Genomic DNA, 26,071 nt, shown 5'->3' on the forward strand with positions numbered 1-26,071 from the left:
AATTGGCAAAGGGACGGCATCCGGCATTAAAGAAGCCGGACGTCCGCTACGCAGTTCCGCCCATGCGCAAGACCTACCAGCCCGGACGCAAGATCAGGCCAAAGTCCCAATCCTTCGCGCGCTGGAACGTACGTGCGTAGAACGTTTCGAGGATAACAGCGCCCAACACATTAAATCGGGCCGATATGCCTGTACTGACCACAGGCTGCGCCGGCCGATCGACGAGGGCGCCGGTTTGCGGGTCAAACCGAGTGCGCGTGAACGTAAAGTCTTCCAGGTTTTCGCTGGTCCAGGCGACCCCCACATCCGTAAACGCCACCAGCTCCGTTGGGAGGTAGGGAAAGTTGAAGAGCCCCAACGCATCCGTTCCAAAGAACGGCACCCGTATCTCGGCGCTTGCGAGTCCAATGCGGGAGCCAATCAGCAGATCGGTAGCGCACTGGCCGCCCTGAAAGCATCGTGGATCCTGAAAGATGGAGCTAAAGCTGTAGCCGCGCACAAAGGCCAGCTGGTATGGATCGCCCAGCGTCTCGCGCACAAAAACATCTTCGAAGCTGTCTTGCAGATTAGACTCCGAGACGCCGTAGTTGCCAACGTGGAGGCCGCGCACAGCAAAGGTGACCGGCTCCCAGAAGAAGTAGCGCCGGTAGTCGGCGAGGGTTGACACGTACGACCGCGATCCAAAGAAGGGCGTCACCTGGAAGCGATAGCGCCCGCCCTGAAGCGGCGATACGAAGCCCGCGTTGGAGAAGTCGCCCACGAAGGCCGCGCCCACCCGTCCCAGATAGATGGGATCGGGCAAGTTGCCAAGCCCCACGTCGCCCGGGTTTACCTCGTACGTCTGGAAGCCATCAAACAGCTGCACCTCCACATCAAAGCCAAAGCGCTCCATGCCCGCGCTCAGCTCAAACCGCCGGGTCTGCGAGAGCGGATAGCTTGCCGTGGTAAGCACCGACGAACGGAACGTGCGCTGAAAGATGGTCGCCACCGCATCGGCCAGTCCATCGCCATTCTGGTCCACATACTGGAAATTACCGTAGCGGTAGGGAATGTGGAAAGCGCCCACCCCGTAATTCAGGCGGTCGCCCTGATTGGTGTAGAAGCCGCCGCCACCGATGTCTTTGAACGTGCCGTTGGCTTGCAGGAAGACATCGAGGGTTTGGTTGCCCAGCATATCACTGAACGAAAACGCCACCCCGCCAACGAACTGCGGGCCGTACACCCCGCCCGTGGTTCCGCCAATGGAGGGCGGCGCCACGCCGTCCAGGCGCAGCGTGTTGTCGTATCCGGATACTTCGTACGACGTCTGCTCCGGCAGGCCCGTCAGCGGATCGCTCAGGTAGGCAGTTACCAGGCTGTTGTCGTCGCCCCCGGCCGGAGGCAGCAGGCGCATCGCCTGCAGGTTGCTCGTGTCGGCAGGCGCCGCAGCCGCCGTCTTTTCGGTCGGCGCCACCAGCGTACCCTGTGCATTTTCGGGCGTAAGCGTTGCAATGGTGTAGCTGCTGTTGGAAAAGACCGAGAACATCACGCGGCCGCTCTGCGCAGCCACCGAAAGGGCCGGCGACATCTCCGTGATGCCGCTGATGCCGGTTTGAATGTGCGTGACGCGGTACGTCTGGTTGGTGGACAGGTCGTGCCGGTAGATGTCTTTAAAACCGTCGGGGTTGGCCAGGAAGTAGATGCTCTGGCCATCCGGCGCAAACTGTGGGTTGTGCTGCATCCCAACCGTAAAGGGCCGCACCGTCCGAATGTCGCGCGACGAGAGGTCAATCAGCCCGATGCGCATGGGGCCAAAGTTGAGCGTCGAGAAGTTGCTCCCGTTTTCGCCGCGGTCGGTCGTAAAGGCTATCGTCTCACCGTCGGGCGCCCAGGCCGGCTGCAGGTCGGCGTACCGATCATTGGTGAGCTGCCGCACGGCCCGCGTGTTGAGGTCGAGTACGTACAAGTTGCTAATGCCGCCGTCGAGCCCCGTGAAGGCGAGTTTTTGACCGTCGGGCGACCACGCCAAGCTCTGGATGGCCCCCACGCCCTTCACCGAAATTCGTTGCCGGATGTTGCCCGACTCTACATCGAGCAGGTTAATCTCATTATCGCCCTCAACGAAGGTGACGAACGCAAACGAGCGGCCATCGGGCGACCACGTGCCCGCCGATCCGATAAACCGAAGCGCATCAAAGTGCGGGTTGCGCTTCGCCCCGTCCAGCGTCTGGATGACACGACCGGTTTGTGCATCGGCAACGAGCAGGTTGGTTGTAAAGAGGTCATCGCGCCCGATGTAGGCCACATAGCGGCCGTCCGGGCTCACCACAGGCGACACGTGAATCTGATTGTCTGCTCCCGGCGTGCCCACCACCGTGGTGCCTACAGAATCGGCCGGCGTCCGCGTTTTGGCGATCGGCAAATAGGCATCACGCACCGCCGCCTTCCACTCGCTCGAAAGGGAGTCCGTCGTAACGCCCAGCGCGTACACAAAGGCCGAATCGACGCCCACGCGCCCCGCGAGCTTGTACAGATTGGTCACTGCCGCATCGCCATACTTCCCGCCGATGTAGGCCATGTAGGCCTGCCCGTAACGATACGGAAAATACTTGTACATCTCTTTTGTCATCTGCTCGACGGTGGGCAGATCGTCGCGCAGGGCCGCATCGCGCAGCCACATCGCCGTATGCGGGTCGTCGCGCCCCACCGAGAGGTACTCGGCCATGCCCTCAACCAGCCACAGCGGCAGCCGCTGAATCTGGAAGCCCTGCACGTCGCCTCGCAGGGCAATGTCGTACTGAAACGAGTGCACCAGCTCGTGGCCCAACACGTGGTTTGTTTCGGCATAGCTGCCCGTCATGGGCATGATCACGCGTTCCTTCAGCGACTCGGTCACGCCGCCGGTGCCCTGACCAATCATCCCGGAGATGACATTGGTCTGCTGAAAGTCCGCGTCGTTCGCGTAAAAGATCAGGGGCTTGCGCCGGTCGAAGCTTCGAAGGAAGGTGCCGGAGTGCCGCTGATACCAGCGCTCGGCCATGCGCGCTGCATCCTGCACGGCCTGCTCTTCTTCCGGGTAGAAGTAAATCTCGAAGTGGTCGGTGCGCAGCGTCTTGAAGTTAAAGTCATCATACTGCACCTTATTCCGCCCAAAATACTGCGCAGCCGCGGGGCTCGCGCCAAGAAGGAGCAGAACGACAAAGCACAACGCGCGAGACAACGATGAGTGGCCCATGGATACACTCGCTCGGTGGGTTAACAAAATCTACACCGTACATACATCGACCCAACTCATAAAGTTCTGTGGATCAGTGCACATGCGGCGGCACCTGTTACAACGCAGCCGCTGCAGTTTTCGTATACCGCGGGCGGCCGGGGGGCCGATGGCCTGTGCCGCGCCACGTTGCTACGACTCGGCCGGCTCACCCTGTGCGAGCGGACGCACGTCGCGCGCTTTTAGCTGCAGGCTGGTGCGGCCGTTCCAGGTGTTTTCCTCCACCGAGAACAACAGCTCGATCGGGGTTCCATCATCCCAGCACTGCTGAAGGGCACGCTGCTTGGCGCCCATGCCGAACCCAATGACGTCGTAGGTGGGAGCGCGGGCCTCGGCGGGGCGCACGCTGAGCTTCAGGTGCTTGTCGTCGGAGCCCACCGTACGCGGGGGCCGCGCAAGAGCCACCGAGCGCGCCTGAAAGACGGGCGTTGGATTGGACGGCCCGAACGGCCCAAACTGCTTCAGCACCGACCAGAAGCGGTCCTGCACCCGGCCAATGGCTTCAAGATCGAGGGCCGCATCCACGCGCAGCGACGGCGTCAGCAGCTCGGGCGTGATCCGGCGGCCCACGGCCGCGTTAAACTGCTCGCGGAAGGCCTCAATCTGCGTAGGCTCCAGCGACATTCCGGCCGCGTAGTCGTGCCCGCCAAACTGGATGAGCGTATCCTCGCACTCCGAGAGGGCGTCGTAGATGTTGATGCCGCGAATGGAGCGCGCCGATCCCTTCACCGTGTCGCCGTTGCGCGTGAGCATGATGGTGGGCTTGTGGTAGCGCTCGACGATGCTGCTGGCCACAATGCCAATGATGCCCAGGTGCCAGTCGGGGTCGTACAGCACCAGCGCGTGCGGCGTGGCAGCGGTGATGCGCCGCTCGGCCTGTGCCACCGCCTCGCGCAGAATCTCGTCGTTGATGTCGCGGCGCTTCGTGTTGAGCTGCTCGATGTGCTGCGCCCTGGAGGCCGCCGCGTCGGGGTCATCGGCCAGAAGGAGCGCCACAGCCTGCTCGGCATCTTCCATCCGCCCGGCCGCGTTGATGCGCGGGCCAATGGTAAACACGATGCGCCCGGTAGACGTGACGGAGGACAGGCTGAGGTCGGCGGCGTCGGCCAGCGCGTTAAGCCCGATGCGCTGGGAACGCTGGAGGGCATCGAGCCCCTCGGCCATGAGCACCCGGTTTTCGTCGCGCAGCGGTACGATGTCACTCGCCGTGGCCACGGCCAGCAGATCGAGGTACTGAAACGCCGCGTCGGGGGCGCGCCCCAGGACATCCAGCGTGGCCTGGACGAGCTTTACGCCCACGCCGCAGCCGCACAGTTCGGCAAACGGATAGTCGCAATCGGGCCGCTTGGGATCGAGCACGGCCGTCGCTGGGGGCAGGGTGTCTTTCGGCGTGTGGTGGTCGCAAATGATGAGGTCGAGCCCCAGCTCGCGGGCGTAGGCCGCTTCGTCGTGGGCCGTAATGCCGCAATCGAGCGCCACCACCAGCTCTGCGCCGCGCGCGGCGGCCACATCCATCCCGCGGCGGCACAGGCCATACCCGTCGCGGTACCGATCCGGGATGAAATACGACACATCGGCGCCGTGCGTGCGCAAAAAGTGCGTCATCACGGTGGTGGCGGTCGTGCCGTCTACGTCGTAGTCGCCGTAGACCATCACCGTTGCGCCCTGTGTGATGGCATCGGCAAGGCGCTCGGCGGCCCGCCGCATATCCGCCATCATAAAGGGATCATGCAGGTCGCTACGGTCGGCCCGGAAGAAGTCGCGCGCCGCGTCGAACGTTGTGATGCCGCGGGCCACAAGCGTCCGGGCAAGCGCCTCCGGCAAATCGTTGAGGGCCTGCTGCAGCGACGCCACGTCGGCCGGGTCGTCAATCGGGCGCTGAATCCATCGATACGTCATGAAGAGAGTCTGCAGGTCTGCAAAACGAACGGCACGAATCCATCATAGGCATCAGGCACCACAAACGAGACGCCAGGCGGCCGAATTCACCATGCTTTAGGCACTTCGGTTGCGGCACGCAACCGCGGGACGCGCACGTTCCCTACGTTGCAAGCGCCTGCAGGTAGCGATCTTCCAGCGCACGCATCGCCGCCCGCTCGTCATCGGAGGCATCGTCGTATCCCAACAGATGCAGCACCCCATGCACCACGTACCGCGCCACCTCCTCTGCGTAAGTGGTCCCAAATTCCGCGTAGCGCTCGGCCGCCGTGTCGAGGTCTACGTACACCTCGCCCTCAACGCCCTGCGCCGGATCGTCGTGGAGCGCAAACGAGAGCACATCGGTCGTGTAGTCGTGGTCGAGGTAGGCGACGTTCAGCTCGTGCACGGTGGCGTGATCGGCGAGCACGATCGAGACGTGCTGCGCCGTGGCGCCTTCTTCGGCAAGCACGTGGCGCACCAGCGCGCGCAACGCGTCGATGGCAGCCGTGCGCTCATCGTGGGCAAGGGTGAGCGTGACGGGCGGTTCGTGGGACATAGGAAGCCATGCGTTTGGGAAACCGAAGCATCCCCTGTACGGACCGACCCAACGCTGGCGTTCCAAAGCAGAGCCGGCCGTTACAGCGACGGCTCGTCCATCGCCCGGCCGTCGAGTGCCGCGCCGTCACCGGTGGGCCCGTCTTCGGACGCGGTGACGTTGAGGGCGTGCAGCCCCTTCGGCCCGTCGTTCAACTCAAACTCGACTGCTTGCCCGGTGCGCAAGGTCTTGAAATCATCGTCCGAGTCGATCTGCGAGTAGTGTACAAACACGTCGTCGCCGTCATCGGGATGATGGATGAAACCATAGCCTTTCTTGGCGTCGAACCACTTTACTGTACTGTATTCCATGGCGTAGAGAAGTATCTGTACCGATAATGATTGCTCGCGCGGGACGTCGGGGGGTGGCGCGATGGCCAACCCCGCAGATGAGAGCGAACACCCAACCAATAGCAGCGCGTTGACGGTCGCCGCGTAGCGACGGCGCCGGGTTCTCATGCCACTCCGCTCCCTTCACGGGCGCTGTGTCACGCATACTGGGAGCACTACGGTACATGATGCTATCAACATAGCAGACTGACCGGCGCTCTGTCAAGGAAATTCCAAAACGCGTTTGCGTCCGCTTCGCGGCCCGCCTTACACCGCCCGGCGGCAACACCGCAACACGTTGCGATGCGACTTACGCCCACTACGCATCTGTAGAAGAAGGCGAAGGAACCGTTGCCAACAGGACACCGCCGATGAGGAAAAAGACCAGGACCGCGGCCACCCCGGCGCGCTGCGTACCAAACGCGGCCGTCAGCTGCCCAAAGAGCAGCGGTCCGAGGAAGGATGCCGCCTTGCCCGAAAACGCAAAGAGCCCGTAGAACTCATTTTCTTTGGAGGGTGGCACGAACCGCCCCAGCAGCGACCGGCTGGCCGACTGGTTGGGCCCGGCCATGAGGCCGATGAGGATGCCGGCGGCCCAAAAGACCGTTACGCTCGTGGTGAGCGCGGCCATGAGCGTAGCCACCGCCAGCCCGCCGATGCTGATGAAGATGGTGGCCTTGCCGCCGATCCAGTCGTCGACGTATCCAAACAGCAGCGCCCCCAGGCCCGCGGCTACGTTGAGGGCAATGCCAAAGAAGATGACGTCTTGCGTGCTAAAGCCGAAGGTGACGCCCGCATACAATCCGCCAAACGCAAAGATGGTGATGAGCCCGTCGTTATAGAAGAGGCGCGCCACGAGCAGCCGAAAAGCACCCCGGTGCTCGGTCCGCAGCGCGCGAAAGGTGGCCCGGAGCTGCCGGTTTGTGGACTGAAACAGCCGTCCGGGCGCCGGTGCCGACGCGGCCCGCGGCTCAGGGACCAGCCAGAACAAGGGAAGCGCAAAGAGCGCGTACCACCCGGCCACGAGGCCGTTGGTGGCACGCACGTTCAAGCTGTTGGCCGTCGACAACCCAAACCAGGGCGTTTCGGGCATGACGAAGCCCACAAGGGCCACCACCAGGCAGCCCAATCCGCCAATGTAGCCCAGCCCCCAGCCCAGCCCCGACACGCGGCCCATTTGGTCTGAAGGGGCTATTTCTGGCAGAAAGGCGTTGTAGAAAACGTAGCTCAGCTCGAAGGCGATGTTAGCCACCACAAAAAGCCCCAGCGCCCACCACACATCGCCCGCCTGCGGGACCACCAGAAGCGCCGTGGCCCCCACGCACACGACCGTGGTAATGCCCAAAAAGGCTTTGCGGGCGTGGCCCCGGTCGGCCAATGCGCCCACGTAGGGCGACACCACCGCCACGATGATCGCCGTGGCCGTCACCGCGTTTGACCACCACTCCGTGCCTACCGTCTCGTTAGGCGCAATGCCCTGTGCAAAGTACGTGGCGTACACGAACGTCACGACCAACGTCGTGAAAGCCGAGCTTCCAAAATCGTACAGCGCCCAGGCGGAAATTGTGCGTCGGTTGGCCGTCATACCGAAGCGAGAATCGTTGAAAGGGCGTGCGTAAAGCGATCGAGTTCGTCGGTTGTGTTGTAGTAATGCACCGATGCGCGCACCAGGTCGGGCAGATCGCGGGCCGCGGCGTCGAGGTACGTTGACGACGGCGTGCTTACCGATACATTGATGTCTTGGGCACGCAGCGCGCGCTGTATCGACGCCGCCTCGCATGCGTCCGAGGAAAAGGTCACGATGCCGCTCTGCTCGCGCCCCGCATCACGAACGACGACCGACGGCACGTCTTGCAAGCGCGCCCGGAGGGCTGCCCCCAGGTCTCGAATGCGATCCCAGATGGCCTCCAGGCCCCAATCCAACGCGTAGTCCACGGCCACGCCCAGGCCGATGGTGCCAGCCACGTACCGCTCCCACGTTTCGAAGCGTTTGGCATCGGGGCGCCACTCGTACGACGAAGGGCCGGTCCACGTAGCCGCGTGCAGGTCGATGAAGGGCGGCGTGAGGCGATCGATCCAGTCGCGGCGCACGTACAGAAATCCGGTGCCGCGCGGCCCGCGCAAGAACTTGCGTCCGGTGGCCGCGCACATGGTGCAGCCTATTGCCGCCACATCGAGGGGCCGCTGCCCTGCCGACTGACACGCGTCCAGCAGATACGGCACCCCGGCGGCGCGCGCCACGGCCCCAACCGCCTCGGCCGGATTGACCAGGCCGCCGTTGGTGGGCATATGGGTGAGCGCAATGAGCGCCACGTCGTTATCCATGCGCTGCTCAAGCGCCCCCACGTCGATCGTCCCCTCCGGCGTGCTGGGCACGACCTCGACCGTGGCGCCGGTTTGTTCGGCGCGCTGCAGCATCGCCAACCCATTGCTGGCATAGGTGGCGCGGTGCGTGAGGATGCGGTCGCCGGCCGTCAGCGGAAGCCCGTAAAAGGCCATGTCCCACGCGCGGGTTGCGTTTGGGGCGAGCGCGATCTCTTCGGCCGAAGCATGCAGCAACGTCGCGATTGCCTCGTACGTCCGATGGCGCGCCGCCTCGGCATCGGCGGCCGCCTCGTAGCCGCCCGTGGAGGCCTCACGGCGCAAGTGCTGAATCTGCGCCTCCACGACACCTTGCGGCGGCAGGGCGGCGCCGGCATTGTTGAGGTGCAGGACGTTGGTGCACCCCGGCGTCTCGGCCCGGGCGCGCGCTACATCGATGGGCATAGGCGTTAGGTCGTGAGGAGAAAAGCATCGAGGGCGTCGAAGCAGGCCGCGGGCGCCTCCCAGTGCGGAAGCAGTCCGCCGGGCAGGGGCTGGTGTGTCATGTCGCGGCCGGCAGCTTCGAGCACCGCGGGCAGCCGGTCGAAGCGCTGCACCGTGGGCACCGGGTTGGCGGGCGTGCACACCAGCGTTGGACGGTAGAGCCGCGCGTACACCGCGTCGCGCACGTCGTCGATAAAGAGCGAGCCGTCGATGAAGCGCCGCGGGGCATGGTGGGCGCCGCGGATGTGCGTGGTGGCGTCGGCGTAACGTAGGAGCGCATCCGGCACGGCTGCTTCGTCCAAAAAGATCTGCTGCTCGTAGTACCGCCGAAGGCGCGGCGCCGAGGCGAAGCGATAAAAGATGAGCGGAAACAGCTTCGTGTAGGCCGCCGCTTTGATGGCGAGGCGCCCCGGCACCGACGGCCCGCGCTGTTCCGAGAGGCCGGTTGGGCTGATCAAGACGAGGCGCCGCACCTGGGCCGCGGCCTCTAGCGTTACGGTCGCTGCGTACTCGCCCCCCAGCGAGAGCGCCACGAGGTCGGCCGGGGCCTCCACCATCTCATCCAGCAGGCGGTGCAACTGGTCGATGTACAGATCGGGGGTGTAGGCCACGTCGTTGCGGTGCGACCGGCCGAAGCCCCCCCAGTCCATCGCATACACGGGGCGCTGCGTGGTGCGCACGACGTGCTGCACCAGCGGACGCATCTCGTACGATGAGGCGGCTGCGTTGAAGCTGTGGAGAAAGACCAGCGGTGTGCCCGTGCCGGGGCGGTGGTACACGTGGGCGCGCCCCGAGGGGGTCTCCAGCGTATGCCCGTCCATGTCGAGCGCCGGGGCTAGCGCTGTGGGCGGCGGCAACCGACGCTGCTGCACGCCTTCCGCCACGGAAAGCCCAGCGTATAGCCCCGCCGTGGCGAGGCCCGCGTTTAACATCTGCTGGAGCGTGGATCGGTCGTCAGACATGGCAAGGCGCATTGGGTAAGAGAGGTTGCGGACATAGGGTACGGCTGATGGTGGCAAGAGATCAACCGGGCGTTGCCCGCAGCAGGGCAATCGCATGAGCAATTGTGAATCCGCCCTGACTGAAAGTGCGGCCTTTGGAAAGGGGGCATGCTGAAAGCGAGGTATTTAGATCATCCCGGAGGGGAGGCCGAAGGTCATGCCTATGGTGCGCGGCAATCTCCGCAATGAGGCGCTCTTGCCCATACATGGAGATCGCCACGTCATTCACGTGCGTTCATTCCTCGCGATGACAAGAAAGGAGTTGCTTTTCCGGACGTTGAGCGTGCAGATGCCCGAATGAATCCGAACAACCATCTGAACCATCAACGTATCGTTTCTGCATTGTACCCCTCTTGTCATTGCGAGCGACCAACGGGAGCGTGGGGGGCTTTAGGTCATGCCGTAGGTGCAATCTCCACAGCCGTGCGTATCCTTTCGTACATGGAGATCGGACCAGTGGCATGACCAAGGCCCCTCAGTCCTCGCGATGACAAGGGGCGTACTGCTTTTTCGTGCGTTGGGCGTGCCGTCGGTCAAACCTGCCGCACAGTGCAATCAGCGAGACGTACGGACGGAACCATTGCATGAGTCATCGTGAATCCGCCCCGTGCGCTTCAAAGCCAGCTCCTGCTTCCGGGGCATGTCGTCGTCATTTTGCAAATCACTCCTGAATGGCGTCAGCGCGAACCAGCAAGATTGATGCAATTGCCCTGTTGCCCTCAGATGCCACTCGACGTAGGCAAAACCCCGCAATGGAAGCCCCGGCTGCCCCGCCGAGCGTCGTCCACGTCGGAATTTCATCACAGCGCATCACCTGTTTGGCCACCTTCCGCCCGAACACGCGCTGCTTCCTGGCGTGCGATTTACCCGTTTATTGCATACACCCGATAAACCAACCACACATGCGTGATTTCTTTGCGGCGCGCCGTCCTCACGAAGGGTTTACCTACGACGCCTACCGTGCCTACTGGCAGGAGCAAATCAAACAGCCATTGCCCGATGATGCAGACGCCTCCGATCGGAAGATCAAGCACTACCTGAACTACAACTGGGAGCGTCAGCAGCATGTGCACGATGCTTACATCCCTTCAGCCACGCTCACGGACGCCCTGGATCGGCTCCCGGCGCCGCAGCTGTGGATGGTGCTTACCGAGCCCTGGTGCGGCGACTCGGCGTACAACCTGCCGGTGATTGCCGATGCCGCGGCTGAAAGCCCCAACGTGTCGCTGCGCATCCTCCTGCGGGACGACAATCTCGACATCATGGATCAGTACCTGACCGGTGGCAGCCGCAGCATCCCAAAGCTCGTGATCTTTTCTGAGGATGGCGACGAACACGCCACGTGGGGCCCCCGCCCCGAACCGGCGCGCGCCCTTCGCGAGCGCCTGATTGCTGAAGGCACCGACAGCCAAGAAGTGGTGAACCAGCTTTTGGCTCACTATGAAGACGGCGGCTGGCAGGCCGTAGACGATGAACTCGCGGCCCGCTTGGCCGGCGTTACCAAACCGGCATAACGAAGCGCTGGCTGCGCGTTGCGATTCCGGGGCCGCGTTCCGTATCATGCGATGCACCCTTGTTTGATTGCATCCCTCCTCCCATGAGCACCCCCTCCGATGCTTGGACGCACGTCCACGATCTGGCCTTGCTATATGTCGCGCTCGCCTACGGCACCGACCACGACCTAAGCGACGACGAACTGAGCAGCATCACCGATGCGCTCAAAGACTGGGTGACCGTACCCGACAATCAGTCGGTGCGCACGGTGGTGATGGAAGCCACGACGGCATTTCTAGAATCCGACGCCCGCGCCGAAGTGCGCCGCGCGATTGGCGACCTGAGCGAGCAACTCGACAGCGCGCAGCGCCGCCGTGCCCTCACCGATGTGATGCGCATTGCCGAGGCCGATGGCGTGCTGCTCGAACGCGAACAGGGCCTCATCAGCACGGTGGCCGACGCCTGGTCGCTGAAGGCGCTGGGCAAAGAGCTCATCAGCGACACCTCAGTGGCGGTGCAGCACCGCGGCGAGGAGTGGGGCCTCATCCACGAGCTAGCATTCCTCTACGTGCTCACCATCCATACCGCCCAAGAAGAACTCAACAACGAGGCCATTCAGGCCGTCTTGGAGCGCCTGCAGCCGTGGCAGCCCAGCCTGAGCTACGAGAATGCCCGCGAGGTCGTGCGCACCGTGTTGCAGGTGTACAGCGACGCGCCGGAAGGGGCCATGATTGAGGACACCGTACGCGCCCTCAAGGAGGCCCTGCCTTCGGTACAGCGCCTCGCGGTTCTCGACGACCTGTACGGCCTGGCGCGCCTCAATGGCCCCGTCTCGGACGAGGAGCGGAGCTTCATCACGTCGCTCGCCAAGGCCTGGGGCCTCAACGTTCGCCTCAACGGCCGCGCGGTTGTGCCCACCGGCGATGCCGATTCGTCCGACGAGGCGCATTAGCAAACGAAGCGGCCGCGCAACGCTCCGTCGCTGCCCGCTACCGAAGCAGCGCTACCGCACCACTTGGCGCGCCGGGTGCGACGGGTCGGGCGCCACCACCCCGCGCTCTGAGGGGTCGCCCTTCTCGGTGAGCATCCGGTTCCAGTAGTAGACGCCCACGCCCGTTAGCAGAAAGGCCACCAAACAAATGGCGGTGTTCATCAGGGCAATGCGCTGCTGCGTGTCGGCCAGTTTGGTAATCACCACCTCTTGCGTCGCCCCCGGCAGCACATCGACAACCACGGTCTCCTGATCGTTGATGAGCGGAGCCAGCGAATGCGGCAGCGACAGCCGCTCGCGCACCAGCACCGTGCCGTCGGGCATCGGGATGCGAAGACTGACGTAGTCGTACGATACGTCCACGCGCGACGACTGGTACAGGTCGGTGATGGTCGCCGTGACTTGTGTGCCCTTGCTGAGCGTTTGCCCGATGCTGTAGGCCGTGTAGGCCTGATGCAGCATGAGCGCAAACAGAAAGAGAGGAAGGATCCAGGCGCTGCGCGCAATGAGTTTGTTTGGAGAGCGGGCCACGGGGCTGGCGCGGTTGGTGAAACGAACGCGAGGCCGCACGCAGGGATGCGGCACTACCGCTTTCTACGTGCTCTATGACTACAAGATCGGCGCCCGGCCCCTCAGTTCGTGAACTATCGGTTGGGTTTGCGCGCGCAGCGGGTACAATCAAACGCTGCGGGAATCCCCTTCATGAGGGGGCACTCGGCCAGCAGCGCTTACGCCTCCTCAGGCGGCGGGGTGGCTTCTCTAGCAGGGGGCGCTTGGTCCGCCGCGGGCGTCGTGTCGGGCTCTGCCGGCAGATGCTCCAGCACGCGGGCCAGCTGCTGCTCAAGCGCCCGGAGTTGCTTGCGCAGGTCGTCCACTTCTTTCGCCTGCGGCCCGCCAAGCACCGAACGCAGCCGCTCCACCGAGTGCTGCACCAGATCGTCTACGCGCACCCGCAACTGATCGAGGCCCGAGTCGAGCGCCTGTCCGCTCCGTCGCAACAGTTCATGCAGGGCCTCGGAGGGAATGGCATGCTGCCCGGCCTTGCCTTCCTCAAGAATGATTTGCGTGAGCGTCTGCGCCGTTAGGTCTTGCCCGGTGGCATTATCAATCACCTGCACGGTTTCGCCGCGGCGCACCAAGTGGGCGATGTCGCTGAGCGAGACGTAGGCGCTGGCCTCCGTATCGTACAGCTTCCGGTTGTCGTAGCGCTTGATGAGGCGTGCCATAGATCGACGCGTCGGTTGCAGCATGGAAAAGATAGAACGCCCGATGCAGACGGCTCGCACGGCTGAAATGATCCGGCGCGCGAGGCGGTCTTGGGCCGACGTCTGCGCAGCACCGCGGCGTCTCACCAGGTCATCGCAAGCCCGAGGCCCCCAACGATTTCGTCTTCATCGGCATCCGGCTGAATGCTGTGGCCGGCCTCCGCCCAAAGGGCAAGCGACGGCGTGAGGGCCACTTCGGCCCCAAGCGCGGCAATCGGCTCCCACAGGGCCTGATTGTGCGGAAGGCCGGTATCGAAGGACGCCGTGAGGGCCACCGGCGCCCACGCGCGTTCGAGGGCAACGGTGGCCAGCCACCGGTTGGGGTCGTTGTCGGACCACCGGTAGCCCGCCTGCGCCTCGGCGGTCCAGGCACCCTGTTCATACGCCAGCGCCTGCATCATCGCAAACTCGCGCTTGCCATCCGCAACCATCGGCTCGGTGTACTCAACGGCCGCCGTAGCCGCCCACGGCCCGCCGGCCGCCCAGGTATGCGCCACCGTCAGGTCTACTTCCTCCACCTCGCGCCCCCACGCGCCCCCCGAGAGGCCCTTCTCAAACGAGAAATCCGTTGCCGCCGACACGGCCCACGCGGCCCACGCGGCCTCCACCGCCACAGCCGGGGCCTCCCACTTTACCTCCGACGGCTCTCGTTCGCCCGCAGCGCCCACCGAGGCGGTCCACACCGGCGCCTGTTGCGCATAACTTCGATCGACCAGACAAACCAAAAGTCCAACATACGCGACACAGCACGACAGAACCGCCCGAGACCATTGGCACATGAATGCGAAAAACAGTGAGGGTGATTATTTGAGTGGGCACCGCCTACGGATGCCCTTTCGGCAGGTTTGATAACATTTGCATAATATGCAGTGGGTTCGGGACTTTTCCAGAGGCTTCGTGGGCGCATGCTTTGATCCTTGGCCCCCGCTTTGTATGTTAGATTTGTCTCACGTGGCACCTTGCCTTAGCAAGCGCCCGCCGTCCACGCAACCCGCTACCGTCCGTCCATGAATCCCGACGACCGCGTCAAGGCACTGCTGATGTCTGAACAGGCCCTGGGGCGCACGCTCGACCGCATGGCGCAGCAAATTTTGGAGGGCGTCGCGCCGTCTGATGACCCTTCGGCAACGCATGCGCTGGTAGGCATGCAAACGCGCGGGGTGCACCTGGCGCGCCGCCTGCAGCAGCGCATTGCCGCACAGGAGCAGGTATCGTTGCCGCTAGGGGTGCTGGATGTGACGATGTATCGCGACGATGTGCGCCTGCGGATGGCGTCGCCGCAAATCCGCACCACGCGCATTCCCTTTGACGTAAGCGGCCGCCACCTCGTGCTTGTTGACGATGTGGTGTTTACCGGCCGCACGGCCCGCGCCGCCCTCGATGCCCTCATGGATCGCGGGCGCCCCGCCTCGGTGCGCTTCCTGGCCATCATTGATCGCGGCCACCGCGAGCTGCCCATCGCGGCTGACATCGTGGGGCGCCACGTGCCTACGCTGCCCGGCGAGGAGGTGCGCGTGCGGGTGCGCGAAGTGGACGACCGCGAGGGCGTGTGGCTGGTGGAAACATCACGCCCCCGGTAGCTGCGCCACGTTCGCCTTGCCTCATTCATCCAACGTCTTCGTTTGTCTATGGCCGCCGCTTCGGAGGATGCCCCGGCCCGCTTGCCGCATCGCCACCTGCTGGACCTCTCGGCCTACTCGGCCGACGATATCCGCCTCATCTTAGACACGGCCGACGAGTTTCGCGCCGTCCTCGAACGCCCCATCCGCTCGGTGCCCACGCTGCAGGGCGTCACCGTGGCCAGCCTCTTTTTTGAGCCCTCCACCCGCACCAAACTCTCGTTCGGACTAGCTGCGGGCCGCCTCTCGGCAGAAACGATCAGCTTTTCGAAGTCGGGCTCGTCGGTATCGAAGGGCGAGACGCTGAAGGACACGGCACGCAACATTGAGGCGATGAAGAGCGACATGGCCATCTTGCGCCACAGCTCGCCCGGCGCGCCGCACCTGCTCGCCCGCACCACCAACAGCGTCATCATCAACGCGGGCGACGGCGCCCACGCGCATCCGACGCAAGCCCTGCTCGATGCCCTCACCATGCGCACCCGCATCGGCCCGCTCGGCGACCTCAACGTCTCCATCATTGGCGACATCACCCACAGCCGCGTGGCGCGCTCCAACATCCGCCTGCTCACCACCATGGGCGCCTCGGTGACGGTCTGCGGCCCGCGCACGATGCTGCCGTACGGACTCGACGCGATGGGCGTGCGCGTCGTCGATCGGCTGGCTCCCGCCCTGGAAGCCGCCGACGTGGTCATGGCCTTGCGCATCCAGCTGGAACGGCAAGACGAGGGGCTCTTTCCAAGTCTACGCGAGTACCACGCGCGCTACGGCCTTACGCTGGAGCACCTGGCCCGCTACCCGGCGCTGCGCATCATGCATCCCGGCCCCGTAAACCGCGGGGTGGAACTTGCCGATGCCGTGGTCGATCATGAACGCGCCATCATCCTCGATCAAGTGACCAACGGCGTGGCTGTGCGCATGGCCGTGCTGTACCTCCTCGCCCCAACCTCCAACTGAATACAGCCTTCTGCGATGTCCACCCTTCGCTCGTTGTTAGTCGCCCTTTTGCTCATTGGCGTTGCTGGAAGCGCTTCGGCGCAAACGCCCCCACCGCTGCCCGAGCCGCCCCAGCGGCCCAGCGCCCCCATTGCGTTGGTCATTCATGGCGGAGCGGGCAGCATCACCGAGCTCGACATGTCCGAGGCCCAGGAGCAGGCCTACCGGGCGGCGCTGCAAACGGCCCTGCAGGCGGGCTACGAGGTGTTGCAGTCGGGCGGCTCCTCGGTGAATGCCGTGATCGCCGCCATCACCACGATGGAAGACAATCCGCTGTTTAATGCGGGCAAGGGCGCGGTCTTTACCAGCGAGAATACCGTTGAGCTCGACGCTTCCATCATGAACGGCGCCAATCGCAACGCCGGTGCGGTGACGGGCATCAAGCACGTGCGTTCGCCCATCAAGCTGGCGTATGAGGTGATGACCGAGTCGCCGCATGTAATGCTCGCGGGCGACGGGGCCGAGACCTTTGCGAAGCAGCAGGGCCTGCCCATGGTGGAAAACAGCTACTTTTACACCGAGAAGCGCCTGAAGCAATCCAAAGAGAACGATACGCCAAGCGGCGGCGACGCCGCCACGCCGTCGCTGCGGCTGGACCCCGGGAAGAAATTTGGCACCGTCGGCGCGGTTGCGCTCGACAAAAACGGCAACCTGGCTGCCGGCACGTCTACCGGCGGCATGACCAATAAGCGGTTCGGCCGTATTGGCGACTCGCCCATCATTGGCGCCGGCACGTACGCGCACAACGCCACCTGTGCGGTGTCGGCCACGGGCTACGGCGAGTACTTCATCCGTGGCGTTATTGCCCACACGGTGGCCGCGCAGATGCAATACGGCAATGCCTCGCTCGACGACGCGGCCCGCGCAGCCATCCACGACGTCCTGCCATCCATTGGCAGCGGCGAGGGCACCGGCGGCATCATCGCGCTCGATCGCAAAGGCAACATCGCCATGCCCTTCAACACGCCGGGCATGTTTCGCGCCTACATCGACACCAGCGGCACACAGGTGGTTCGTTTCTTTGGCCCCGATGCGTACTCCAAAACGAACGCGCAGTAATGGACGATGCCCCTGTGGAGTATCCCATCGATGGGGTGCTAGACCTGCACGCCTTCAACCCGTCAGACGTTGGCAGCTTGGTGCCGGAGTACCTGCGGGCCTGCCGGGCGAAAGACATCCGGCAGGTCCGCATCATTCACGGCAAGGGCACCGGCGCGCTGCGACGCAGCGTGCATGCCATCCTGGATCGTCTCGACGGTGTGGCGCGCTACGAGACGGCCCGCGATGCCAGCCACTGGGGTGCGACCATCGTCCACCTTGTGTAACGCCCATTCACGCGACCGCGCCTCACGCATCTGAGGGCGCCTCGTCTGTGCGCTTCCAGGGCGGCGGCTCCTTGTCTAAGAACGCCTGGATGCCGGCCTGGCAGTCGTCTGTGGCGCGAGCAAACGCGTTCATCTGCACGGCATAGTCGAGGGCTTCGTGCAGCCCCATGCCCGGCACCTGCGCCAGCATTTGCTTGGTGAGCGCAACCGCCGAGCCGCTGGTTTCCGTTGCGAGTTCGTTGGCAAGCGTTGCCACGCGTTCGTCGAGCGCGTCGGGCGCCACCGCCGCGGTGATGAGCCCCAGCGCAGCCGCTTCCTGCGTATCGAGGAGGCGTCCCCGCAGCAACAGGTCGCGGGCGACGGTTTCGCCCAGCTTCCGGCGCACAAACACCATCACGATAGCCGGCACAAACCCGATGCGCACTTCGGTAAAGCCCATCTTGGCCCCTTCCGCGGCCACCGCCAAATCGCAAACCGCCGCCAGCCCGCTGCCGCCCGCGATGGCATGCCCGTTCACTTTCGCAATAACGGGTTTCGGGTGGGTGTACACCGCAGCAAAAAGATCGGCGAGCTGACGCGAGTCGTTCCGGTTCTGCATGGGACCTGCCGTGCGCAGGGCCTTCAGCGCTGCAAGGTCGGCCCCGGCGGAAAACACCGACCCGGCCCCGGTGAGCACGAGCACGCGCACGGCATCGTTGGCCGCGGCATCATCGAGCGCCTGGTGGAGGCGCGCCACAAGGGCTCCGTTGAGCGCGTTGCGCTTCGCCGGTCGGTTTAGCGTGAGGGTTTGCACCGGACCCTCGGTACGTATCTGGAGCACATCAGACATAGGAGCGATCGTTTGGGAAAGAGAAAACCGCTTCCAAACGTAGGGCCTGCGCCGCAGCACGTCAACCGCCAGGCCCCAGGCGCAGAGCAACCGCATCGACTGGATGTCGTCCTGGCGCCGTTCGGGTGGATTTCCGTATCTGCACGCTCAACGCCCAAAAGAGCAATACGCTCCTTGTCATCGCGAGGAATGAACGCACGTGAATGACGTGGGGGCCGAAGGTCATATCTATGATGGGGCCGGAGGTCATGCCTGTGGTACGATCTCTATGTACGAGCAGGAGTGCCCCTTTGCGGAGATTGCCGCGTCGCCTTCGGCTCCTCGCAATGACAACAGTGGTTGATGATAGAAATGCAATGTTGGTGGTTCAGATGGCTGCTCGGACGGGTTTTGACCGACTGGATGCTCAACACACAAAAAGCAGTACGCTCCTTGTCATCGCAAGAAACGATCGTGAGGAGTGACGTGGAGGACGAAGGTCATGCCACTGTTGGGGCTGAAGGTCATACCTGTGGTACGATCTCCATGTATGGGCAGGAGCGCCCCTTTGCGGAGATTGCGCTTTCAGCGTGACCTTCAGCCTCCTCTCCGGGATGACCTAAAGTCTGCGCCCCAGCACGTCAACCGTCGGGGCCCTGGTGCGGTGCGCCAAACATTCCATAGCGCAGCCGTCCGCAGGCGCACGACGCACACGCCTGGTGTCCTGCCACGGATGCGCGCAGGGATAAGCAGGCAACGGAGCGGCTTCGTTACGTTGGGCGTGCCCTTGTTCGGTGCCCGTGCTGGGCCGAACCCCCTTCCGTTGGTGATTGATACAGCCCGGTGAATACGATGCGTGCCTTTGCTCACTCCGTCCTCTTTCTCCTTTTCCTGATGCTGCCGGCCGTGGCAACGGCGCAGGTCATTCGTGCCCCCCACACGGCGTATGCGCGCCTCGGCGTGGGGACATCGGTCAGCGAAACGGACATCTCCACCTACGCCATCGAACCGTACAGCTTCAACGGCGAGATGGGCTACACCCTCACGCAAGGCCTCAGCGTGGGCCTGGGCGGCACCTTTGCCAACTATCCCAAGGCCAATGTCCAGAATACGGAAATGCTCACGCTGCAAGCCATCGGCCGCTGGATTCTCTTTCCGCGCCAATCGCTGTCGCCCTACTTTAACGCCGGCCCCAACGTCACCCTTGGCGGCGACAATCCGGCCACGGGCGTTACCTTTGGCCTGGGGCTCGACTACGTGGTGACGCGGCACGCGTCGGTGTTCGTAGAAGCCACCGCATACGCCACCATGCCCGACAACGCCATTGACAGCCGCACCGACGGCCGCGCGCGCTTCGACGGCCTCGGCTTTTGGGGCGTAGGCGTGCGCAGCACCTTAAACGCGGCCCCAAAGCCGGTTGACCTGCTCCGTATTGAAGGGCCCGATGTCATCGATCGCGGCACAGACGGGCAGTTCACGGTACACACCGCTCCGGACGTCGATCGGCCCGTGCGCTACACCTGGACGATGGGCGACGGCACCACCGCGCAGGGTCTCGCTACGACGCACGCCTATCCGCTGGAGGGCGCGTACACGGTAACGGTGGTCGCGCATAACGACGGCGGCACCGACCGCATCCACAAGACCGTAACGGTGCGTGAGCCGACGGCCCCGGCCCGCATCCTTGCGCTCAGCGCAGACACCACCACCGTGCGTACCGGCGAGCTGGTACAGTTTCAGGCGGCCCTGCATGGCACGGCGCCCCTCTCGGTACAGTGGAATTTTGGTGATGGCACCGAACCGGTGACCGAGCGGGGACTGCACCACTACAACGCCGACCGCTACATTGGCACCATGCGCAGCGAGACCGGGCAAGGCTATGCCTTCCAATCCCCTGGCACCTACACCGTAACGCTCACCGCCGAAAATGCCCTGGGGCAATCAACGAAAGATGTGGTGATCGAGGTGGGGCCCGCCCCGCAGCCCGCGCTGGCGTGCGGCCCGCTGCAGCAAAAGGTGCTGTTTGCCTTTGACAGCGCACAGCTTACCGAAGCCTCAAGAGACCTCCTGCAGCAAGTGGCCGGCGCGTTGAAGGTTTGCCCCCAAACCATGTTGCGCGTAGACGGCTTTGCCGACGCCGTGGGAAGCACGGACTACAACGCCGCGCTCTCGCAGCGCCGCGCCCAAACCGTGCGCACCTTCCTTCGCAGCCTGGGCATCTCCGACGCCCGCTTCATCGTGCACGGCCATGGCGAAGTAGATGCCGCATGCCCGGCCGAAGGCCGCGACCGGGGCTGCCGCCCGCACCGCCGCGTAGAGGCCGTGCTGACGGTTGACGAGGCTCCGCCGCTCGCAAACGATACCAACGACCGAACCTCCAATATTCAATGGTAGCCCGCGACGCGCCCGCCTGAACCCTTCAGCGTGTGCGCGCTTCGTGGTGCCCCTGCTCTTGGGGATCGATGCCGGAGGAGCAAGCGCCTTCCGTCACCCGACGAAGGCCCTTGCTCCTCGATCCCCGTCCGTGGCGTCTCTTCTGCGTAGTGCTTGCAACACCTCAGTATTTACCTCCCAACCGCTCCGCTGCTTTCCCTTAACGATCAACGCTCCATGTCCTCCTCCGCAACAGCCCGCTCGCCCCGCGCATTCTGGGACGAGATATTTTCCGAGGGCCACGCCAACCCCTACAGCCGGGTGGCCATGCCCGATCTCAACGAACCCAACCTGCAGCAAGCGCTGCAACACTTTGGCAACGTTGAGGGGCGCACGCTCATCGACGTGGGTTGCGGGCGCGGCTCGGCCTCGCTGTTCTTTGCCTACCACGGCGCCCACGTCATCAGCGTAGACGCCAGCGCCGTGGCCATCGACAACCTTGCCACGTACTGCACCCAACACGGCATCCACAACATCACGCCGGTGTGCTGCACCGCCGAGGAGCTCACTGCGCTCGATACGCGGGCCGACTTTGTCTATGGCGCCATGATTTTACACCACGTGGAGCCGTTTGCTGCGTTTGTACGCACCTTACGACGTGTGATGAAGCCCAACGGGCGAGCGTTCTTCTGGGAAAATAACGGCCGGAATCCGCTCCTGATGTGGTTTCGGCGGCATGTGGTGGGCCGCGGGTGGATTCCCAAGTTTGGCGATGCGCACGAGATTCCGCTCACACCCGACGAGGTGTCGCAGCTGGACGATCATTTCTCCGTTTCGGTGCGCTACCCCGAGCTGCTCCTCTTTCGAATGATCTCTTTTTACCTTCTCAAGGGCAGCATGGGCCGTGCGATGCATGCGCTCGACCGGTTCTTCTACCGCTTTCCTGCCATCCGTCGCCACAGCTACCGGCAGCACATTTACCTGGAGGCTTCATGATGCGCAGCACGCAACGCCTTCTTTCCGTAATGCAAGCCCTGCTCGCGTGGGCCGTGCTCGCGGGCGCGTCAAGCGGGACGGGCGCTTGGGGACAGGGGGTGCAGCCCGCTGCTGAAAATCCGCGGTTTTGGTCGTACGAGGGCGCGCCCGTCATGCTTTTGGGCGGCACGCGTGATGACAACCTCTTCCAGATGCCGGGCCTCGAAGCCCACCTCGACTCGCTGGTGAACGCCGGGGGCAATTACATCCGCCTCACCATGAGCAGCCGCCGCATTCGCGGGTACGAGGTGTATCCGTTTTACCAGCGTCCGGACGGGCGGTACGATCTGACGCGGTGGAATCCGGAATACTGGACCCGCCTCGAACGCCTGCTGCGGCTCACCCACGCCCGCGACATCATCGTGCAGGTGGAGCTGTGGGATCAGTGGGACCAAAGCCGTACGCATTGGGCCGACAGTCCGTGGAATCCCGACAACAACGTCAACTACGACACGACGCACACGACGCTCCGCGGCGACGGCCACTACACAACCGTCGCGCACGACAACGGCGTGACGCATGACTTCTACCAGACCATACCCGGCGCGCACCACGACACCACCGTGCTGCGCTATCAGCGGCGGTTTGTGGATCGCGTGCTGGACGCTACGCTCCGCTACAACCACGTGCTGTATGTCGTCACCAACGAACTCCTCACGCAGCATCCGGTGGCCTGGAGCCGGTACTGGATGGCGCACGTACGGCGGCGGGCCGCGCAGGCCGGGCGCCGCGTGCATGTCACCGAGATGTTTCAGGCACACGACGTCCGCAAGGGCCCGCACCGCATCGCCCACGCCGATACCGCTGCGTTCGACTTCATCGAGCTGTCGCAGAATGCAAGCCAGCGCACCGAGCTCCACTGGACGCGCCTGCAATGGGTGTACCGGCGGCTCCAAGACGCGCCGCGGCCCATCAACCACGTAAAGATTTACGGCGGTGCGGTACGCTGGACCGGCGGGGCTGCGGAGGGTATCGACCGCTTTTGGCGCTCGCTGATCGGCGGGGCAGCCTCCGTGCGCTTCCATCGGCCGCCGTATGGCATCGGACTGAATGCTGCGGCGCGCGCTCACCTGTCCAGCGCCCGCGCCCTGGCCACCGCGTTTGCGTTTCCGCAGGCAGTACCCGACGCCCGGCACACGCTCCTGGCCGACCGCTCGCCCAACGAGGCTTACCTCACCCGCATCCCCGGCGCGCAGTACGTGGTCTACTTTCCCGATGGTGGGGCGGTGCGCCTCGACCTGCGCAGCCAGAAGGGCCTCGTAACCGTGCGCTGGCTGAACGCTCCGTCGAGCCAGTGGAGCCCCGCCATCACCACGCCAGGCGGACGCTGGCTGCCGCTTCGCGTCACGGCCGCGGGCGATTGGATCGCACTCATCACGCGAACGGATCAACGACCGGCCAAGTAGAACCGATACAACGGCCACACATCGGCCACCGCATCGAGCGCGTGCGCCACGAGCTGCGGCCCCCAATCGAGCACCTGATCGCGCGGAAAGCGGCGGCGCAGCCAGAGTCCATCGGCCGACGACAGCCCCTCGGGGAGCTCCGCGAGAGGAGCCGTGAAGCGCGGCGCCCGCTTGGCATCGCCCGTACCGGCATGAAAGCCCCAGTGCCAGCCCGCCTGGTCCAGCAGCGGATTGATGAGGTCGAGGTACGTGGCCGGGGCTGCGGCAATACGCGCCAGCGCCCGGTCGAGCAAATCCTTCGCGTAGGATCCCACGTAGAGGCCCACCTCAAAACCATCGGGCGAAATTTTGTGCGACACCTGCACGTCCTTCAGGCGCTTGGTGTGCGGCCGGTAAAACGCCATCCACAGGTTGTCGTGGCAACCGCCCGCCCCAAAATCGTTTTTGAGGAGCCGGCTGAAGACATTCTTCTCGGTTTCGAGATCGAGGCGGTTGGGCAGCACCCAGTTCACCACGAGGTCGTCGCGGTACTGCTTAAACGGGTCCTTGAGCAGCGTCGTCACGCCGGGCTTCTCCTGCTTGTACTGGTCGATGTGCGGATGCGCGCGCAGCCGATCGAGCAGGGCAAACACGTCGGGCGTCCATCCCGGAAACGACAGATCAAGCGGCGCGGGACGCGCAAAGTCTGCGGCCGGCTGCAAGGCCGGATCGACGACGGGCAACTCGGGCGATAGCATAGGCAACACGGGTGTTGAGACACATGCGGAGGGATGCAACGGACCGCCGACACGGACGCTCCGCCGCAAACGTAGCGGCTTGGCAACAGATGGCCCTGGGGCCGCCACGCGCATGGGCCCTTGGCGGCGCCACTCGCCCTGAACCCCACGCCCGGCCTGCGGTATGACGGCTGTACGCTTCTGCCTTCAATCGCATCCGCCTTATGCACGACGCTTTTTCCTTCATTGAATCCTCGGGCGGCATCGACGGCTTTCGCCTGGATGCCAACGACCTGCAGGTGCTCTTTCTGGAAGACACGGCGGCGCCCGTGGTTACCTTCATGGTGACGTATCATGTGGGCAGCCGCAACGAGCATGCGGGCCACACCGGCGCCACCCACATGCTGGAGCACCTCATGTTTAAGGGCACCGAGCGGTTTCATAAGCGCCGGGGCACGTCCATCTTCGACACGCTGCAGCGCGTGGGCGCCGAGGTAAACGCCTCTACCTGGGTCGACCGCACCAACTACTACGAGATGCTGCCAAAAGAGCATCTGCCGCTGGCCATCGAGATTGAGGCGGATCGCATGCGCAACGCCCTGCTCGACCCCGACGACGTCGAGGCCGAGCGCACGGTGATCCTCAACGAGTACGATCAGGGGCAGAATGAGCCCACGCGGCGGCTGTTTGACGCTGTGTGGAGCGCGGCCTTCGTGGCGCATCCGTACCATCACCCCACCATCGGCTGGCGCAGCGACATCGAAACGATCTCGCGCGACGGGCTGAAGCATTTCTACGACACCTACTACTGGCCCAACAACGCCACGCTGTCCATCATTGGCGACGTGGACCGCGACGCGGCGCTCGCGCAGGTGGCCGAGGCGTTTGGCGATCTTCCGCGCGCCCCGCACGCCATCCCCGAAGTGACCACGCGCGAGCCCGAGCAGGCCGGTCCGCGCCACGTGACGGTGCACCAAGACGGGCAGCTGGGGGCGGTGCTCATGGGCTACAAGTCGCCGCCCGCGCTGGATGAGGCCTCCGACGCCCTCGACGTGCTGGCCCGCATCCTGGCCTCGGGCAAAAGCAGCCGCCTGTACCGCCGCCTCACCGACCGGGGCCTTGCGGCCGACGTGTTTGCGATGAACTTTCGCCTGCGTGATCCGAGCCTGTTCTCGCTGTTTGCGTTCCTGAACCCCGAGCGCACCCACGAGGAGGTGCAGGCGGCCATCGAGGAAACCCTCGCTGCCGTGCGCGCCGACGGCGTTACGGCCGACGAAGTGGCCCGCGCCAAGAAGCAACTCATCGCCAAGGAGGCGTTTGGGCGCGACGGCTCGTTTCAGGTGGCCGCCCAGCTTAACGAGGCCATCGCTGCGGGCGACTGGCGGCTGTACACCACCTACCTCGACCGTATCGACGCGGTGACGGTGGACGCAGTGAACGCCGCCGCCCAGCGTTTTCTGACGCCCGCCGGGCGCACCACGGGCTGGTACGTCCCCGACGCGGTGGCGGCTTAGCGGCGCCGGATGCGGCCCACGAGTGTCGCGTCGATGCGTATCGTATCGGCCACGGTGAAGAACAAAAACGACGGCCGCTCCACCCCGAAGCGCGTCAGCGACACCGGGAAGCGCGCCCGCACCCGCACGCGGCCCGCGGTTTGGGTGACCTGCACCGTATCGCGCAGGCGGTGCGACTGGCCGTGGAACGTGAGCGTGCCCGCCACGGCCCACCGCTGCGTTCCATCGGGCGCCGCGGCGTCGGCTACACGCTGCAGGCGCGACGCCCGAAAGCGAACCATGGGGTAGCGCTGTGCCTCGGTTACGGCTCGCATCTTTCGGTCGCGACGGTTGTTGCCGCTGTCGAAGCTAGCGACCGGCACACGGATGCGCGCAACACGGCTGTCGGGCGATGCGCCGCCGAGCACAAACCGCCCCGTAACCGACCGGCTGGTGCCCGTCCAATCATGAAGCGGCGCCGAGCCGGTATACGCAATGACGCTCGCTGTCGAGTCGATGGTTACCACCGTTTGCGCCTGCAGGCGCTGGCCGAGCCCGCCGAGGAGTCCGATGAGCAGGGCCCCAATCAGCCCGCGCGACGCGGCAGAAGCTATCATGACGTTGGGGGATAGGTACGCAAAACCGTC

General features: G+C 64.5%; 23 protein-coding genes. 10 read left to right on the forward strand and 13 right to left on the reverse strand.

The genetic code is table 11. The features are described 5' to 3' along the window. Positions 1 to 73: 73 nt before the first annotated feature. From SALLO_RS0105255 to SALLO_RS0105285, 7 genes are all read right to left on the reverse strand, one after another. Positions 74 to 3,214, reverse strand: coding sequence for a basic secretory protein-like protein (locus tag SALLO_RS0105255; RefSeq protein ID WP_051141304.1), 3,141 nt, complete (start codon positions 3,212 to 3,214; stop codon positions 74 to 76). 171 nt (positions 3,215 to 3,385) lie between these two features. After that, positions 3,386 to 5,152 (reverse strand): single-stranded-DNA-specific exonuclease RecJ, encoded by a 1,767-nt coding sequence (gene recJ / locus SALLO_RS0105260; RefSeq protein ID WP_022835275.1) that lies wholly within the window; start codon positions 5,150 to 5,152, stop codon positions 3,386 to 3,388. Positions 5,153 to 5,294: 142 nt separating this feature from the next. Beyond that, positions 5,295 to 5,729: an rRNA maturation RNase YbeY gene (gene ybeY, locus SALLO_RS0105265; RefSeq protein ID WP_022835276.1), complete on the reverse strand. Its 435-nt coding sequence runs from the start codon at positions 5,727 to 5,729 to the stop codon at positions 5,295 to 5,297. Positions 5,730 to 5,809: 80 nt separating this feature from the next. Next, the gene (locus SALLO_RS0105270) at positions 5,810 to 6,079 is read right to left on the reverse strand and encodes a cold-shock protein (RefSeq protein ID WP_022835277.1); all 270 of its coding nucleotides are present in this window, start codon (positions 6,077 to 6,079) and stop codon (positions 5,810 to 5,812) included. A gap of 337 nt (positions 6,080 to 6,416) precedes the next feature. Then, entirely contained in the window at positions 6,417 to 7,682 is a 1,266-nt protein-coding gene (locus tag SALLO_RS0105275) for an MFS transporter (RefSeq protein ID WP_022835278.1), read from the reverse strand. Continuing rightward, entirely contained in the window at positions 7,679 to 8,863 is a 1,185-nt protein-coding gene (locus tag SALLO_RS0105280) for an aminotransferase class V-fold PLP-dependent enzyme (protein ID WP_022835279.1), read from the reverse strand. Before SALLO_RS0105280 ends, SALLO_RS0105275 begins: the two co-directional genes overlap by 4 nt. A 5-nt stretch (positions 8,864 to 8,868) precedes the next feature. Then, a complete protein-coding gene (locus SALLO_RS0105285; RefSeq protein ID WP_028566933.1) occupies positions 8,869 to 9,864 on the reverse strand; it encodes an alpha/beta fold hydrolase in 996 nt (331 codons plus the stop codon). 941 nt (positions 9,865 to 10,805) lie between these two features. Here SALLO_RS0105285 and SALLO_RS0105290 point away from each other — a divergent pair. Together SALLO_RS0105290 and SALLO_RS15390 are read left to right on the forward strand one after the other, a co-directional pair. Continuing rightward, a complete protein-coding gene (locus SALLO_RS0105290) occupies positions 10,806 to 11,417 on the forward strand; it encodes a thioredoxin family protein (protein WP_022835281.1) in 612 nt (203 codons plus the stop codon). Positions 11,418 to 11,500: 83 nt separating this feature from the next. Beyond that, positions 11,501 to 12,349 (forward strand): tellurite resistance TerB family protein, encoded by an 849-nt coding sequence (locus SALLO_RS15390; protein ID WP_022835282.1) that lies wholly within the window; start codon positions 11,501 to 11,503, stop codon positions 12,347 to 12,349. Between the two features lie 51 nt (positions 12,350 to 12,400). On the opposite strand, the gene SALLO_RS0105300 is transcribed toward SALLO_RS15390, so the two are convergent. The 3 genes from SALLO_RS0105300 to SALLO_RS15400 all read right to left on the reverse strand — a co-directional run bounded on the left by SALLO_RS0105300 (position 12,401) and on the right by SALLO_RS15400 (position 14,336). Further along, on the reverse strand, positions 12,401 to 12,919 hold the full coding sequence (locus SALLO_RS0105300; RefSeq protein WP_022835283.1) for a hypothetical protein: 519 nt from the start codon (positions 12,917 to 12,919) through the stop codon (positions 12,401 to 12,403). A gap of 197 nt (positions 12,920 to 13,116) precedes the next feature. Next, complete coding sequence (locus SALLO_RS15395; protein ID WP_022835284.1) at positions 13,117 to 13,614, reverse strand: polyhydroxyalkanoate synthesis regulator DNA-binding domain-containing protein; 498 nt, start codon at positions 13,612 to 13,614, stop codon at positions 13,117 to 13,119. 122 nt (positions 13,615 to 13,736) lie between these two features. Then, entirely contained in the window at positions 13,737 to 14,336 is a 600-nt protein-coding gene (locus SALLO_RS15400; RefSeq protein WP_022835285.1) for a hypothetical protein, read from the reverse strand. Between the two features lie 324 nt (positions 14,337 to 14,660). On the opposite strand from SALLO_RS15400, the gene pyrR reads away from it, so the two are divergent. From pyrR to SALLO_RS0105330, 4 genes are read left to right on the forward strand one after another with little or no spacing between them, the layout of a single operon-like run. Next, on the forward strand, positions 14,661 to 15,233 hold the full coding sequence (gene pyrR / locus SALLO_RS0105315; RefSeq protein ID WP_022835286.1) for a bifunctional pyr operon transcriptional regulator/uracil phosphoribosyltransferase PyrR: 573 nt from the start codon (positions 14,661 to 14,663) through the stop codon (positions 15,231 to 15,233). 48 nt (positions 15,234 to 15,281) lie between these two features. Further along, the gene (locus SALLO_RS0105320; RefSeq protein ID WP_022835287.1) at positions 15,282 to 16,229 is read left to right on the forward strand and encodes an aspartate carbamoyltransferase catalytic subunit; all 948 of its coding nucleotides are present in this window, start codon (positions 15,282 to 15,284) and stop codon (positions 16,227 to 16,229) included. Between the two features lie 15 nt (positions 16,230 to 16,244). Then, entirely contained in the window at positions 16,245 to 17,327 is a 1,083-nt protein-coding gene (locus SALLO_RS15410) for an isoaspartyl peptidase/L-asparaginase family protein (protein WP_051141305.1), read from the forward strand. After that, positions 17,327 to 17,593, forward strand: a complete 267-nt coding sequence (locus tag SALLO_RS0105330) for a Smr/MutS family protein (protein WP_022835289.1) — start codon at positions 17,327 to 17,329, stop codon at positions 17,591 to 17,593. The genes SALLO_RS15410 and SALLO_RS0105330 overlap by 1 nt, the downstream gene beginning before the upstream one ends. A 22-nt stretch (positions 17,594 to 17,615) precedes the next feature. Here SALLO_RS0105330 and SALLO_RS0105335 read toward each other — a convergent pair whose 3' ends face one another. After that, a complete protein-coding gene (locus SALLO_RS0105335; protein WP_022835290.1) occupies positions 17,616 to 18,422 on the reverse strand; it encodes an enoyl-CoA hydratase/isomerase family protein in 807 nt (268 codons plus the stop codon). 831 nt (positions 18,423 to 19,253) lie between these two features. Between SALLO_RS0105335 and SALLO_RS17680 the strand changes: the two genes are divergently transcribed. The 3 genes from SALLO_RS17680 (at position 19,254) to SALLO_RS15420 (ending at position 23,215) form a co-directional block, all read left to right on the forward strand. Then, positions 19,254 to 20,795, forward strand: a complete 1,542-nt coding sequence (locus SALLO_RS17680) for a PKD domain-containing protein (protein WP_022835291.1) — start codon at positions 19,254 to 19,256, stop codon at positions 20,793 to 20,795. A 216-nt stretch (positions 20,796 to 21,011) separates the two neighbouring features. Then, positions 21,012 to 21,770 carry a class I SAM-dependent methyltransferase gene (locus SALLO_RS0105345; protein ID WP_022835292.1) on the forward strand — a complete coding sequence of 253 codons (759 nt, stop codon included), beginning with the start codon at positions 21,012 to 21,014 and terminating at the stop codon, positions 21,768 to 21,770. A gap of 29 nt (positions 21,771 to 21,799) precedes the next feature. Continuing rightward, complete coding sequence (locus tag SALLO_RS15420; protein ID WP_051141306.1) at positions 21,800 to 23,215, forward strand: DUF6298 domain-containing protein; 1,416 nt, start codon at positions 21,800 to 21,802, stop codon at positions 23,213 to 23,215. Here SALLO_RS15420 and SALLO_RS15425 read toward each other — a convergent pair. Next, entirely contained in the window at positions 23,197 to 23,952 is a 756-nt protein-coding gene (locus tag SALLO_RS15425; protein ID WP_022835294.1) for a hypothetical protein, read from the reverse strand. The genes SALLO_RS15420 and SALLO_RS15425 overlap by 19 nt on opposite strands. Before the next feature lie 203 nt (positions 23,953 to 24,155). Between SALLO_RS15425 and SALLO_RS0105360 the strand changes: the two genes are divergently transcribed. Continuing rightward, positions 24,156 to 25,445 (forward strand): M16 family metallopeptidase, encoded by a 1,290-nt coding sequence (locus SALLO_RS0105360; RefSeq protein WP_022835295.1) that lies wholly within the window; start codon positions 24,156 to 24,158, stop codon positions 25,443 to 25,445. Here SALLO_RS0105360 and SALLO_RS0105365 read toward each other — a convergent pair. After that, positions 25,442 to 26,041: a YceI family protein gene (locus SALLO_RS0105365; RefSeq protein WP_022835296.1), complete on the reverse strand. Its 600-nt coding sequence runs from the start codon at positions 26,039 to 26,041 to the stop codon at positions 25,442 to 25,444. The genes SALLO_RS0105360 and SALLO_RS0105365 overlap by 4 nt on opposite strands. Between the last annotated feature and the right edge of the window lie 30 nt (positions 26,042 to 26,071).

The sequence above is a fragment of the Salisaeta longa DSM 21114 genome (genome assembly GCF_000419585.1).
GTDB lineage: Bacteria > Bacteroidota > Rhodothermia > Rhodothermales > Salinibacteraceae > Salisaeta > Salisaeta longa.